This window comes from Streptomyces sp. NPDC001933, assembly GCF_042890955.1.
GTDB lineage: Bacteria > Actinomycetota > Actinomycetes > Streptomycetales > Streptomycetaceae > Streptomyces.
The window spans coordinates 181,613-195,407 of sequence record NZ_JBIASS010000015.1 but is presented as its reverse complement, the minus strand read 5'-3'; the positions used below and the strand labels follow the sequence as shown (position 1 = coordinate 195,407).

Here is a 13,795-nt window from a genome sequence, read left to right as displayed (position 1 = left end):
CTCTCAACTCACGTCGATGCGTACGGAACCGGTGGTCGTGTCGCCCTTGTCGTCGGTGACCGTCAGATGCGCGGTGTACGCGCCCTTGCGTCCGAAGGTGTGCGTGGCCGTCGCCCCGTCCGCCGTGACCCCGTCGCCGAAGTCCCAGTGGTACGAGGAGATCGTGCGCCCGGCGCCCGGCTGGACGGCACTGCTCAGCGTCACGGAGAGCGGTGCGGCGCCGGCCGTCGCGCTCGCGGTCACCGCCACCTTCGTACCCGAGGGCTTCTCGACCCCACGGCCGTTGAAGCGCAGCCAGTCGACGGCGAACAGATCGGCCTTCTCGCCGCTCCACTCAGGGTTGCTGAACACCGCGTACAGCTTCACGGTGCCGCCGGGATCCGTCAGCGCCGTCGTCGGCGAGACGGGATTGCCCCAGCCGCCGGTGTTCGGGACGGACACCTCGCCCAGCAGCGGGCCGGTGGGCGATCCGGCCCGGAACTCGACACTGCCGCCGATCCCGCCGGACGCCGCGCCGACGGTCACCGACCCGACATGCTTCAGGTTCACCGGATCGAAGGCGATCCAGTCCCCGTCCTCGATCTCGGTCAGCCGCTTCCCGCCGGAGGCGTCGGCCCTGCTCGCGGTCACCACACCGCCGTGCGCTCCGCCGGTCGCCGTGAAGTGCTCGGCCTCACGGAAGGAGGTTCGCAGGGTGAGCGAGGCGGAACCGGTGAGCGCGGGCGCACCCGGTGCGCCCTTGTCCTCGTACTGGGCGGAGATCCCGTAGTACAGGTTCTGCCCGGGGCCGTGGCTGTCCCCGGCGTCGGTGACGATCTCCCCGGCGCAGCCGGTGTAGTTGTCGAGCGGATGCAGATGCGTGTCGTGCCCGAGCTGCGACTGCACCACCACCCGCGAGCAGTCCACCGGCGCGCCGCTCCCGTCCTCCTTGTCCTTGACCTTGATGGTGAACGGGATGGTGTCACCGAAGCTGAACATCCCGCCGTTCGGCGGCTGTTTGATGGTCACCTCAGGACGGGTGTTGCCGACGGTGATGTCCTGCACTGCTTGCCCGGTCAGCCCACCGGGCCCGGTGACCGTGAGCCGCGCGGTGAACAGCCCCTTCGTGCGATAGGTGTACGAAGGGTTCGCTTCGGTCGAGTCGGTGGTGCCGTTGCCGTCGAAGTCCCAGGCGTACGAGACCGGTTGGCCGCCCGGCAGTCCGGATCCGGCGCTGGAGAAGCCGACGCTCAGCGGTGCGGCTCCGTTGTCCCGGTCCGCGGTGATCTTCGCGTCGGGCAGCCGTCCGTCACCGACGTAGTCGATCCGGTAGATGCCCGCGCCTTCGTTGCTGCCACCGCGCCCCGTACCGCTGCCGAGCCCGAAGTCGATGACGTACAGCGCACCGTCGGGGCCGAAGTCCGCGTCGAAGGGCTGGTTCCACTGCATGTCCTGGAAGATGCCGTTGACGGACTGCAGATCACCGGCCTTGACGGGAGCGAACCGCGGATCGTCGAAGGTCTGGTCCTTCTGCTGGAAGGAGAACGTCTTGAACCACTTCCGGGTCAGCTCGTAATTGATCCACTTCCCTTCGAAGTACTCGGGGAACTTGGTGCGATAGGTGTTGTCCGGGTCGTAGTCGTAGACGGGACCGCTCATCGGACCGCCGCCTCCGGTGCCGAGTTCCGGGAACTCGGCAGAGGCCGAGTACGCGTACCAGACGGTGGCGGGCCGGGCCTGCGGCAGCTCCCGCAGCCCGGTGTTGTTGGGCGAGTCATTGACGAGCGCCGCGCAGTCGAACTTCGGGCCGGACTTCTTCGCCGCGAAGTCGTAGTCGTTGAAGGGGGTGTTGTCGCCGACGCAGTACGGCCAGCCGAAGTTTCCCGCCTTCGTGATGCGGGTGTACTCGACCGTGCCCTCGGGACCGCGGTCGGCGACCGCCGCTTTGGCGTCCGGACCGTAGTCGGCGACCAGCAGCGCACCGCTCAGCGGATCGGTGGTGATCCGGAAGGGATTGCGCATCCCCATCGCGTACACCTCCGAGCGTGTCTTCTCCGTCCCGGGTGCGAAGAGATTCCCCTCGGGAACGGTGTACGTGCCGTCGTCCTTCGGCGTGATGCGCAGAATCTTTCCGCGCAGATCGTTCGTGTTGCCGGCGGTGCCCTGCGCGTCCCAGGCGCGGCGGCCGGGGCTCTCGTCGATCGGGCTGAAGCCGTCCGAGGCGAACGGATCGGTGTTGTCACCGGTCGCCGCATACAGGTTGCCGGCCTTGTCGAAGGCGAGTGAGCCGGCCATGTGGGAATTGGCCCGTCCCTCGCCCCGCCAGGTCGGAATGGTCAACAGCCGCTTCTCCGAAGCGGGATCGACCGAACTGCCGGTGACGGTGAACCGGGAGAGGTTCAGCCGTTTCTCGGTCTTGTCGGAATGCAGCAGATAGAGCCAGTTGTTGGTGGCGAAGCCCGGGTCGAGGGCGAGACCGAGCAGTCCGTCGGACTGACTGGTCATCTCCGGTGTGTAGGCCAGGTCCAGCGCGGTCGACACCTTCATCGTCGTCTGGTCGATGACCTTCAGCTTTCCGGTGCGCTGGGCGAAGAAGACCCGCCGGTCGGGGGCGACGGCGAGCTCGAACGGATCGGCGAGGTCGCTGGTCGCCAGCGCGGTCCGCTGGAACGAACCGGTCCGCGTCGCCGTGCAGTCACCTGGTTTCGCGCCCGCGGCCCACTCGATGCCGCCGAGCAGGTGCTGGACGAAGCCCTCCTCCTGGAACGCCGAGGACGCGTGTCCGCCGGCGGTGAACCAGGAGCGGCCGCCGTCGTAGTTCTGGCACCAGGACCACGGATGGTCCACCCCCTCGTCGAGTCCCGTGACGCCGTCGCGGACCTTGATCTGCGCGAGGGTGTGGACCTTGGAGGTCGGATTGGTGCGCCAGTTGTACCACTCCTCCGTACGCTCCCAGAGGTCCGGAAGGCCCTTGGTGGACGGGTGGGCGTGGTCGAGAACCTTGACCCGGCCGGTCTGTACGGCGGGGTGCTGGTCGAAGATGGCACCGACAAGACCCTCGTACCAGCCCCAGTCGCGCTCGCTGGCGGACGCGGCGTGCAGCCCGACCCAGCCGCCTCCCGCACGGATGTACTTCTGCAGGGCCGTCCGCTCGGCGGCGTTCAGCAAATCACCTTTCTCCGGCGTGGAGTTGGTGTTGTTGAACACGACGGCCTGGAAGCGGGACAGATCGGTGTCATTGAAGACGGCGGAGTCGTCGGTCGCCTCGACTTCGAAACCGTTCTCGGCGCCGAGTTTCTTGATCGCATCGATTCCGGCCGGAATCGAGTCGTGCCGGAAGTTGGTGACCTCGGAGTAGATCAGGACCCGGAAGGGCGCCGCATGGGCCCGGGGCGGCGTGGCCACGAGCAGGCCGACGACCAACGCCAGGAGAGCGGTGAGGGCGACGAGCGGCGACGGGAACCGGTGACCCCGTAAGGGGCGGCTGTACGACGGACGATGACTCATGGGCGCTCCCTGTGCGGTAGATGCCGACTGCGGGATTTAGAAAGCGCTTTCTGAAGTGCATCGTTCAGATTAGGTTGAGGTCACCATGGGGTCAATGGGCCGGGACGGCATGTGATGGCCGCACGGTGCCTGCGGTACGGGCCGGGGGAGGGCGGGCCCCGTCCCTCCGCCCCTCCGCTTCACCCCTCCGTGTTCTCAGCCCCTCCGCCTTCTCCGCCCCCTCAGCGACCGAGGAAGCTGCCGATTCGTTCCCGCAGCCCCCGCGCGTCCAGCCCGTGCGCGGCGAGATGCTCTTCCATCTCCCCGTACTTGCGCAGCTCGGCCCGCCCGACGCCGAGCCCGAGCACCCGGTGCGGGAGATCCGCGAGCGCGTCATTGGTGGCGGCCGTCGAGGTGCCCGCCAGATACGGCTCGACGATCACCACGTCCGCGGCCCCGTGACCACCGACCGCCCGCCGCAGTCCGGCTCCGTCGAACGGGCGCACCGTCGTCGCGTACAGCACGGTCACATCGAGCCCGTCGGTCGCGGCGAGCACGTTGTCGAGCATCGGCCCGACCGCGATCACCACCCCGCCCGCCCCCTCCCGCACCACGGTGAACCCGTCCCCCGGGCCGACCGGCCGCGCCCGCTCGTTGGACTGCAGGGACAGTCGCACGTACACCCGGTCGTCCCCGGCCGCGGCCCGCCGTAGCAGCTCCTCGGCCTCGTCCGGGTGGCCCGGCACATGGACCGTCCAGCCGTCGAGGGTGTCCAGGAGCGCGACATCGCCCGGCGACATGTGGGTGAAGCCGCCGGCCGGCCAGTCGTACGAGGCTCCGGCGCTCACCAGCACCCCGCCCACCCCCTGATGGCCGAAGTCGAGTTTCACCTGCTCGAACGGCCGCTCCACCAGAAAGCTGGCGAAGGTGTGCACGATCGGCCGCATTCCGGTGAGCGCCATTCCGGCACCCGCTCCGACCAGCAACTGCTCCCTGATTCCCACATTGACCACCCGGTCCGGATGGGCCCGCGCGGCCGGGCCGAAGCCGTCCCGGCTGATCTCGGCCAGGACCAGGGCGAGGCGCGGGTCCTCGTCCAGCAGCTGTGTCGTGGCGGTGATGAAGCGGTCACGCATCGTGTCCATCTGGAATGTCCCTCTCTTCGGTCTTCGAACGGTGCGTTCAGTTCTTCGGGTCGACGTGCACGACCACGGCCCTCGGCCGTCCGGGGTGCGGCGCGGTGAACGCCGCGTACAGCGCCTCGTGGTCCCGCCCGTCGACGGAGTCGACCGACCAGCCCGCCGCCTCGAACCGGGCCGCGATCCCGCCGGGCCGGGCGTACGAAGCCGAAGCGTTGTCGATCACCACGGTGTGCAGCTGCTCCAGCCCGGCCGGGCCCGCGTAGGCGAGCGCCTCATGGTTGCTGCCCTCGTCCAGCTCGGCGTCGCCGACCAGCACCCACACCCGCGGATCGGTGAGCCCCTGCGCCCGCAGCCCGAGCACACTGCCCACGGCAAGCGGCAGCCCGTGCCCCAGCGACCCGCTTCCGATCTCGGCCCCCGGCACCAGCATCCGGTCCGGGTGGTGCCCCAGCGGTGAGTCGTACGACCCGAACCCCGCCAGCAGCTCCTCCCCGAAGAATCCACGCGCGGCCAGGACCGCGTAGTACGCCATCGGCCCGTGCCCCTTCGACAGCAGGAACCGGTCGCGGCCGGGCGAGTCGACGGTGCCGGGCGTCACGCGCAGTACCCGGTCGTACAGCACCCAGATGGCGTCCAGGGTGGAGGTTGCCGCAGGGCCGTGCTTCTCGTCCCCGGTCATCAGGCTGATCAGGTGCATCAGGCGGTTCATGGAGCGGTGGTCGCGCGCCGGTGCGGCAGTGGTGTTCGTCATGGGACCAGCGTTGAACATCAAGCTTGGTTGAGGTCAAGCGGTAAAGGCGTTCGTGACCACCCTCCCGAGTGCGGTATTGTTCTCATGCGCGTTCGGCCAGGAGGAAACCCCAGGTCAGACGGGCATCGGGACGTGGCGCAGCTTGGTAGCGCACTTGACTGGGGGTCAAGGGGTCGCAGGTTCAAATCCTGTCGTCCCGACCACGCGGAAACGCAGGTCGGAGGCCGTTCTCTCATTCGTGGGAGGGCGGCCTTTCACGTGTTTGGGAGCGCGGCGGTCGCAGTCACGCAGCCCGTGGTGGGGGACGGAGCCGAGGAACAGATACGGGAGAAGTTCCGTCAGGCGCTTCGGCTGCGCATGCCCGCTGACGCGAGCACCACCGTCGGCACCGACACCAGGACCGCCCAGCCCAGGCGGCGCGACTGGTACGTGGCGCAGCTCGCCTCCACTCCGTCCTCCATCGACCCATGCGCGGGGCTTGAGTCGTTGCCGAGGACGGAGTGGCACTCGGAGCGGGGGTAGGCCGAGCTGATGTCCGGCGCGCTGGTCAGCAACCACAGGATCACGCCGGCTCCGGCGCAGGCCAGAAGCCACACAATTGTTTTGTTCATGCCGTGACTGTAAGCCTGCGATCTGCTCCAACCCTCGTCGGCCCCGTCACCTGCGGCGGCCTCGTACACCTGGCGTTCCTGCGGCAAGTTGATACTGGAGACATCGTCTGGAACCAACCGTCACCGCCGTAGCCGGGCGAAGGCTGGGGGACAAGCTCACAACAGATCTTGATTGGTGCGTGGTCCGCGAGGAGCTCGGTCCCCCGGTGTCAGCGTCCCAGCTGACCGTCGAGCCAGGTGAGGGTCTCGGGGGTCACGGGGTCGGTGATGTCCGCGAACTCCTGGTGCTTCTTGAGGAACTTGGCCACGTAGGGGCACACGGGCACGATCCGCATCCCGGAGGCGCGGACGTCGGTCAGGGCCTGCTCCACGAGGATCGCGGCGAGCCCCTGGCCGGCGTACGCGTCGTCGATCTCGGTGTGGAAGAAGACCCGGCGGTCGTCGCGGTCGCGGTAGGCGGTCAGGCCGGCGCGGTTGTCGTCGACGAGGATCTCGTAGCGGTGGCGGGCGTCGACTTGGCGGACGACGGGGTCGGTGGTGGTCCGGTCGCTCATGATGGGCCCTTCGGTTCGGGGGTCAGCGGTGGGAGGGGTTCTTGCGGGGTGTGATGACGGCGTTCGGCAGGGCGGGGGCGGGCAGCCGGTGGCCCGGGTAGCCGTCGACGGTGCCGAAGCGGTCGGAGGCCCGTTCCCACTCCTCCCGCGCTTCGACGATGTCCTGGTGGCTGCGGCCGATGAAGTTCCACCACATCACGATCTCCTCCTCGAAGGGCGGGCCGCCCAGGAGCACCGTCCGGGCCGGGTGACCGGACGCGTTGGCGAGGGTGAGGGTGGTGCGGCCGGGGGCGGCGTAGCCGAGTTCGGCGGGGCGCAGGAGGGCGCCGTCGAAGTGGACGTCGCCCTCGTCGACGAGCAGGCCGTGTTCGAAGCCCGGGTCGACGTCGAGGGTGACGGTGGCACCGGCGTCGATCAGGATCTCGGCGCCGAGGAGCGGGCTGTAGGTGCGGACGGGGGAGGTCTCGCCGGCGAGGGTGCCCAGGAAGACCCGCAGTTCCGCCCCGTCGACGTGGTGCGGCTCCGGTGCGTGGTGCTGGAAGGCGCGGGGGGCGTGCCGGTGTTCGTCGGGGAGGGCGACCCAGAGCTGGACGCCGTGGAGCACGGTGGTGCCGGGGGTGGAGACCTCCGTGTGGCTGATGCCGTGTCCGCCGGTCATGAGGTTGATCTCGCCGGGCCGTACGAAGGCGTGGGTGCCCAGGCTGTCGCGGTGCTCGATCTCCCCGCTGAAGAGCCAGCTGACTGTCTGCAGTCCGGTGTGCGGATGGGGTGCGACGTCCATGCCGCCGGAGTCGGCGACCCGGTCGGGGCCGTAGTGGTCGGCGAAGCACCAGGCGCCGATGAGCGTACGGGCCCGCTGGGGCAGGGTGCGCCGTACGGTCATCGCTCGCGGTCCGCCCAGCGGGACGTCCCGGGCGGTGAGGATCTCGACCTCCGTGTGATCCATCTCGCGGCCTCTCTCGCTCCAAAGTAGTTTCGCTTTCAACAATTATGGGTGATCATAGTCGCGATGACAACCCGCGACAACAGGCGAAGGAGCACAGGGTGACGGAGACGGCACAGGCCGCGGCGGTTCCCCGGACCGCAGGCCGGATCTACCTGGACAAGCAGAGCCCCGCCGCGTACCAGGCGCTGGTGAAGACCGCGGACGCCGCCCGCGCGACGGCTGCCGAGGCCGGCCTCGACCGGATCGTGGTCGAGCTGATCAACCTTCGCGTGTCCCAGCTCAACGGCTGCGCCTTCTGCCTCGACGTCCACACCCGGGCCGCGCTGCGCGCCGGGGAGACCACCCGGCGCCTCGGCGTGCTCGCGGCCTGGCGTGACACCGAACTCTTCACCGCCCGCGAACGCGCCGCCCTCGCCCTCGCGGAGGCCACCACTCACCCCGCCGATGCCCTCGCCCAGGAGCGGGCGTACGCGGAGGCGCGCGAGGTCCTGGGTGACGACGAGATCTCCGCCGTGATGTGGGTGGCGATCACGATCAATGCCTTCAACCGGGTCTCGATCCTCAGCAAGCACCCGGTGCGGGAGACCCCCGCGCGCTGAGTCCCTGCGGAGCCGTCGCCCATTCCGGGAGGGGGTATTCGCACCCGTCGTGCCGTACCCGCAGCTCCTCGCGCCGCTTGGCGGTGGTGGCCGCCGTCGTCATTCCCGCGGCGGCCGTCACCGCCGCGGGGTCCGGCCGCGCGCCGGCGCCGTCGACGGCGACAAGCGGATGCCGGCGGTCCTGGGGCCCCACGTATTTGGTCAGGCTGTGTGGCTGGGGCGAGTCGACGGCGTGACCCTGTGTGGCTGAGCGGTGTCCATTTGGTGAGACGCGTCGGGCCTGCGCCCTGCCGCCAGGTGCCCCTTCGCTCTTCACAGAACCTCCTCGTGGCGTGACCGGAACACGCCTTGCTCCTCAACTCGCCCGCATTCAATACTTCGTTGAGCACACAAACGCATCAGGAGTCACGAGCGCACAGCTTGGTCCGGCCGGCCAACCGCCCGGGCGTTGACGGGGGAACTTGATGAGGTGCACGTGACTCGCCGTGACCAGCGTGCGGTCCTTGCTCGCGTGCCTCGACGGAGCATTCCCCCTGCCATCTCTTGGTGCCTTCATCTGGTGCCTGAGCAGGGATAGGAGGGGGAATGCCGACGAATGCAGTGAGCGCAGCAAAGCCGACATATCCCGGCGTATACGTCGAAGAGCTTCCCAGCAGTGTCCGCACCATCTCGACCGTCACGACCTCGGTGACCGCGTTCGTGGGTCACACCCGGCGCGGGCCGCTGAACCAGCCGGTGCGGGTCACCAGCTTCGCCGAGTTCGAGCGCCGCTTCGGAGGTCTCAGCTCGCAGAGCGCCGTCGGCTACGCGGTGCACCAGTTCTTCGGCAACGGCGGCACGGTCGCCGTGATCGTCCGCGTCACCAAGGCGGGCAGCGGAAAGGCCGCCTGCGCCACCCTTGAGTCCACCGAGGGTCACAGTGAGTGCCCGGTCCTGGAGGTGCACGCCAAGGAGCCCGGGCACTGGGGCAACGGACTCCGGGTCGCCGTCGACTACGACACCACGCGCCCGGACGACGAGTTCAACCTGCGCGTGTACGACGCCCGAGGTGGCGCCCGCGAGGCCTTCACCGGCCTGTCCATGGACGCCTCGCACGGACGCTACGCGCCAGCCGTCATCAACTCGGGCTCCCGGCTCATCCGCGTCGACGTCGTCGGTGAGGGCCGCCCCGACCCCTCGGGCACCGTCTCCAAGAGGTTCGGGCAGGAACTGCCCGACCTGGCCGTCGACCTGACGGTCAAGATCGGAGAGGTCGAGCGCGAGTTCACCCTCTACGCCCCCGGGACCGACGGCGAAGCCCCGTGCAATGTCGCCGAGTTGGCGCTGCTCCTCGAACGCAAACTGCGGGCCCTGCCCGACGCCCCCGGCAAGCACGCCTTCGCGGGCGTCCAGGTCACCGCGTTCGGCCGGCGCATCCAGGTCGTGGCGGGCTCCACCGACCCCGAGGACGTCGTCCGCTTCGTCGGCGAATGCGCAAACGACCTGGGCCTGGAAGGCTCGGTCAACCCGCCGGTGTTCCCGCTCAAGGGCGGCGAGGACGGCGACCCGCCCGGAGCGCGCGACCTCATCGGCTCCGAGGCCGACAAGAGCGGCATCCAGGCGCTGCGCGACGAGGACGACGTCAATCTGCTGGTGCTTCCCGAGCTGGCGGCGTACGAGAACACCGACGACGCGATCACGGTGGTCTCGGCGGCACAGCGGCTGTGCGAGGAGCGGCGCGTCTTCCTCCTGGTCGACGCCCCGAACTCCTGGGGCAGCGTGGACGCGGCTCGCGCCGGGCTCGCCGCCTTCGACCAGGTGCGCGGCAGCCACGCGGGCCTGTACTTCCCGCAGCTCCAGCTCACCGACCCGCTCACCGGACGGCTGCGTTCCTTCCCGCCGTCCGGAGCGGTCGCGGGCGTCTTCGCGCGTACGGACGCCGAGCGCGGTGTGTGGAAGGCGCCCGCGGGCACCGAGGCGCGGCTCGCCGGCGTGCACTCCCTCGCGGTCAAGCTCACCGACCGGGAGAGCGGCCTGCTCAACCCGCTGGGCGTGAACTGCCTGCGGACCTTCCCGCTGGTCGGCCCGACCGTCTGGGGCGCGCGCACGCTGGAGGGTTCCGACGCCCTGGACAGCGAGTGGAAGTACGTGCCCGTCCGCCGGCTCGCCCTGCATGTCGAGGAGAGCCTGCAACGAGGTCTGCAGTGGGTCGTCTTCGAGCCCAACGACGAGAACCTGTGGCAGCAGATCCGCCTCAGCGCCTCCTCGTACCTGCACAACCTCTTCCGCCAGGGTGCCTTCAAGGGCGGCACTCCGCGCGAGGCGTACTTCGTCAAGTGCGACCACGACACGACGACGGACGAGGACATCGCGAACGGCGTCGTCAACGTCCTGGTCGGCATCGCGCCGGTCAAGCCCGCCGAGTTCGTGATCGTCAAGATCCAGCAGACGTCCGGCCAGTTCGAGCTCTGAGGTCCCCGAACCCGAGACGGACCAGAGAGCGAGAAGGAGAGCGTGAAGGAATCCGATGGCTGAGTTCAACGTCAACGCCCATCGCTTCGACCCCTACAAGAACTTCAAGTTCCTTGTCCTGTGGGACGGTCGTACGGTCGCGGGCATCAGCAAGATCAGTCCGTTGAAGCGGACCACCGAGGTCGTCAAGCACCGGAACGGCGGCGACCCGAGCTCCCCGCGCAAGTCGCCGGGCCGCTCCGAGTTCGAGGGCATCACGCTGGAGCGAGGGGTCACCCACGACCCCGAGTTCGACCGCTGGGCCAACAAGGTGTGGCAGGTCGGCGCCGGTCTCGGCTCCGAGGTGTCCCTGGCCGACTTCCGCAAGGACATCGTGATCCAGGTCCTCAACGAGGCCGGGCAGGTCGCCGTCTCGCACAAGCTCTACCGGGCCTGGCCCAGCGAGTACCAGGTCCTCGGCGAGCTGGACGCCAACGCCAACGCGGTGGCGATTCAGAGTCTCAAGCTCGAATGCGAGGGCTGGGAGCGCGACTACGAGGTGCCCGAGCCGGAGGAGCCCTCCTTCCTCAACCCGGCCTGACAAGGGCCGAGTCGGGAGATCTGCATCAACGGCCGCGGCACCGGCTGCGGCACACGGCACTGGACGAACGGACGCCACCGCATGGGCGGCGGCGAGGGCACGGAACGGGGGCGGGTGTGACGGTCATTCAGGCCGACGACCTCCTGGCGACCTGGGAGGCGGGAATCGGGCGCGACGGTCACGGCCGTGCGTTGCTCCTGCACCGCGCCGCCCGTCCCGAGCTCGGCGGTGACAGCGAGGCCCTGCTGTCGCTTCCCGTCGGTGCCCGCGAGGCTGATCTCTTCGCTCTGCGCCGGGCGCTGTTCGGCGAGCGCATGCAGGTCAGAGTCGACTGCTCGGCCTGCGGTGCCGACATGGAATTCGATCTGGACGCGGGGGAATTCGCACGCTCCCTGCGACCGCCGGACCAGCGTGTGGCGCACCTCGACGAGGATGGCTGGGACGTCGCGTTCCGGGTGCCGACCGTCGCCGATCTGACGGCGGCGGCCCGGCACCCGGACGCGGCACTCTCGGCCGACGGGGCGCGACGGGCGCTGCTCGCCCGCTGTGTCGTCTCGGCGGTCCACGACGGGGAGACCGTCTCCGTCGATGCCCTGCCCGTATCCGTACAGCGCAAGATCGCCGAGGCCGCCGAGGCCGTCGACCCGGCCGCCGATGTGACGCTCAACATCAACTGTCCCGAGTGCTCCGCGGCCACCCGAGCCGAACTGGACATCGCCTCCTACCTGTGGACTGAGCTGGACGCCTGGGCGCGCGACGTCCTGCTCGACGTCCATCTGCTCGCGACCGCCTACGGCTGGAGCGAGCCGGAGATCCTGGCGCTCAGCCCGATGCGCCGCCGCTACTACCTGGAGCTGTGTGCGGATGTCTGAGCCCAAGGGCGCACCGGGCGCCGAGTCCCCGGACTCGGGCGCCCCGGACCACTTCGACCGGCTGCTCGCCCGGCACTCCGGGGGAGCAGTGCCGCGTGCCGGTGTGACACGGGTGCGGCCGAGGCTCGCCGGACCCTTCGAGCGGGTCGAGGCCGTGCGCGCGACCGGGCTCCCGGAGCCGGACGGCACCGATCCCCTGTGGCCCACGCATTCTCAACAGATCGTCCAGCAAGGGGAGTCGAGCCGGGAGACGCGTGAGGTCCGCTACCACTCGGAGCGCGACCGCACCGTCGTACGCAGCGAGACACCACCCGCACCGGCACGGCTCACCCCGCGCACACCGACCCCGGCCCCGCCGGAGGTTCCACTGCTGCGGCCCGCTGCCGCACCGGTGCCACGCGCTCTCCCCGAGACCTCGCGCCGCGCCGCGGCACGCGAGCGCACCCCGGGGACGCCGCCCCGGAGTGCGGTCTCGGCGCCCGTCCCCCCAGGTGCGGACATCGCGGCCGCCGCCGTACCCGCCCCCCTCCGGCCCAGCGCCATGGACACGGCGGCGGCACGGGACGCGGTGCGGCAGTCGCCGGGCCGGCGCGGGGCGCGCGGCGGCGAGCAGGTGGTGCATGTGCAGATCGGGCGGCTGGAGGTCACCGCGGCCGGTGCGCCGTCGCCCGACACGCGGCGTGCGGGGACGTCCGCCCCCGTCAGACAGGGCGCGACGGTGAGCCTCCAGGACTACCTGGCACGGGGGCGCGAGTGAGAGACGCACGCAGGGGACGTTTCGACAGCGGACGCATCGACGAGACACCGAGCCATCGGGGCACCGAGGGACTGAGGAACTGACGCCATGAGCAACGCACTCGCACTCGCCCACGTCACCCAGGCCCTCGCCCTGCTGATCGAGGACAACCTGCAGCCCGAGATCGACATCGCCGTCAACGTCGAACCGCGCAAGCCGCCGGCCGATCCGCCGACGGACCCCACCATCACCGTGTTCCTCTACCAGGTCACGCCCGACACCTCGCAGCGCAACAACGACCTGCCGAGCAGGGCGTCCGACGGCAGACTCGTCAAACGCCCGGCCGCGGCCCTCGACCTCCACTTCGTGATCAGCGCGTACGGCGACGAGACCACGCTCGTCGGACAGCGGCTCATCGGCTCCGTGGTGCGTACGCTGCACGAGATACCCGTCCTGCCCAAGGACATGATCGAACTGGCCGCTGAGAAGCCCTACTTGGCGGGCAGTGACCTGGCCGATGCCGTCCAGAGGGTGCGGTTCACACCGACCGTGATGGACATCGACGAGACGTCGAAGCTGTGGGGGATGCTGCACCAGACCCCGTACTCGCTCTCCGTGGTGTACCAGGCGGCGCTCGTCTTCATCGAGGGCCGCGAACAGCCTGTTCCGGCCGAGCCGGTGGACCGGCACACGGTGCGGGTGCTGCCGTTCGGGGCGCCGGGGGCGCCGCAGCGGCCGGTACCGGTGGGCGGGGACGGGGGCGGTACCGAACCGGCCACGGGGTCCGGCGCGGGCTCGGGTTCCGTTACGGGTTCGGGCTCCGGTTCCGCTACGGGTTCGGGCCGCGCTGTCGGGGCGGGCCCCGCCTCGGCCGAGGCTGCTGCGCCCACGCAGAGCGGTGCGCCCGCGAAGGCTCCGGCCAGGGCGGTGGCCAAGTCCTCCGCGAAAGCGCCGGTCAAGGCAGCCGCCGCCAGGACCCCGGCCCGGACGCGCAAGGCCACGTCACGGGGCGCCGCCAGGGGGACAGGCGCCGCCGCCCCACAGCCCAAGGGCGCGGGCGCCGAGGGCGCGGAGAGCTGAGGCGGCGT

The 13,795-nt window shown here is 70.0% G+C and carries 12 protein-coding genes and 1 tRNA gene; 7 read left to right on the top strand and 6 right to left on the bottom strand.

Translation table 11 applies throughout. The annotated features are described in order from the left end of the window. Positions 1-3 precede the first annotated feature (3 nt). The 3 genes from ACFYY7_RS31370 to ACFYY7_RS31360 form a co-directional block, all read right to left on the bottom strand. Entirely contained in the window at positions 4-3,486 is a 3,483-nt protein-coding gene (locus ACFYY7_RS31370) for a ThuA domain-containing protein (protein ID WP_388667075.1), read from the bottom strand. A 221-nt stretch (positions 3,487-3,707) separates the two neighbouring features. Beyond that, positions 3,708-4,610 (bottom strand): transketolase family protein, encoded by a 903-nt coding sequence (locus ACFYY7_RS31365; RefSeq protein WP_388667072.1) that lies wholly within the window; start codon positions 4,608-4,610, stop codon positions 3,708-3,710. Positions 4,611-4,647: 37 nt separating this feature from the next. Continuing rightward, positions 4,648-5,358 (bottom strand): transketolase, encoded by a 711-nt coding sequence (locus ACFYY7_RS31360; protein ID WP_388667069.1) that lies wholly within the window; start codon positions 5,356-5,358, stop codon positions 4,648-4,650. A 126-nt stretch (positions 5,359-5,484) separates the two neighbouring features. Between ACFYY7_RS31360 and ACFYY7_RS31355 the strand changes: the two genes are divergently transcribed. Continuing rightward, positions 5,485-5,561, top strand: a tRNA-Pro gene (locus ACFYY7_RS31355). Positions 5,562-5,696: 135 nt separating this feature from the next. Here ACFYY7_RS31355 and ACFYY7_RS31350 read toward each other — a convergent pair. From ACFYY7_RS31350 to ACFYY7_RS31340, 3 genes are all read right to left on the bottom strand, one after another. Beyond that, positions 5,697-5,969, bottom strand: coding sequence for a hypothetical protein (locus ACFYY7_RS31350; RefSeq protein WP_388667066.1), 273 nt, complete (start codon positions 5,967-5,969; stop codon positions 5,697-5,699). A 209-nt stretch (positions 5,970-6,178) separates the two neighbouring features. Further along, positions 6,179-6,523, bottom strand: coding sequence for a GNAT family N-acetyltransferase (locus tag ACFYY7_RS31345; protein ID WP_388667062.1), 345 nt, complete (start codon positions 6,521-6,523; stop codon positions 6,179-6,181). A gap of 22 nt (positions 6,524-6,545) precedes the next feature. Beyond that, entirely contained in the window at positions 6,546-7,469 is a 924-nt protein-coding gene (locus ACFYY7_RS31340; protein WP_388667059.1) for a pirin family protein, read from the bottom strand. Between the two features lie 98 nt (positions 7,470-7,567). Between ACFYY7_RS31340 and ACFYY7_RS31335 the strand changes: the two genes are divergently transcribed. The 6 genes from ACFYY7_RS31335 (at position 7,568) to ACFYY7_RS31310 (ending at position 13,787) form a co-directional block, all read left to right on the top strand. After that, positions 7,568-8,068 (top strand): carboxymuconolactone decarboxylase family protein, encoded by a 501-nt coding sequence (locus tag ACFYY7_RS31335; RefSeq protein WP_388667057.1) that lies wholly within the window; start codon positions 7,568-7,570, stop codon positions 8,066-8,068. A gap of 585 nt (positions 8,069-8,653) precedes the next feature. Next, positions 8,654-10,519 carry a phage tail sheath family protein gene (locus ACFYY7_RS31330; RefSeq protein ID WP_388667055.1) on the top strand — a complete coding sequence of 622 codons (1,866 nt, stop codon included), beginning with the start codon at positions 8,654-8,656 and terminating at the stop codon, positions 10,517-10,519. Positions 10,520-10,574: 55 nt separating this feature from the next. Further along, positions 10,575-11,099 (top strand): phage tail protein, encoded by a 525-nt coding sequence (locus ACFYY7_RS31325; RefSeq protein WP_388667052.1) that lies wholly within the window; start codon positions 10,575-10,577, stop codon positions 11,097-11,099. A 116-nt stretch (positions 11,100-11,215) separates the two neighbouring features. Beyond that, on the top strand, positions 11,216-11,971 hold the full coding sequence (locus ACFYY7_RS31320; RefSeq protein ID WP_388667049.1) for a hypothetical protein: 756 nt from the start codon (positions 11,216-11,218) through the stop codon (positions 11,969-11,971). Next, on the top strand, positions 11,964-12,728 hold the full coding sequence (locus tag ACFYY7_RS31315) for a hypothetical protein (RefSeq protein WP_388667046.1): 765 nt from the start codon (positions 11,964-11,966) through the stop codon (positions 12,726-12,728). The genes ACFYY7_RS31320 and ACFYY7_RS31315 overlap by 8 nt, the downstream gene beginning before the upstream one ends. Positions 12,729-12,815: 87 nt before the next feature. Then, positions 12,816-13,787, top strand: coding sequence for a DUF4255 domain-containing protein (locus tag ACFYY7_RS31310; RefSeq protein WP_388667043.1), 972 nt, complete (start codon positions 12,816-12,818; stop codon positions 13,785-13,787). The last annotated feature ends 8 nt before the right edge of the window (positions 13,788-13,795 follow it).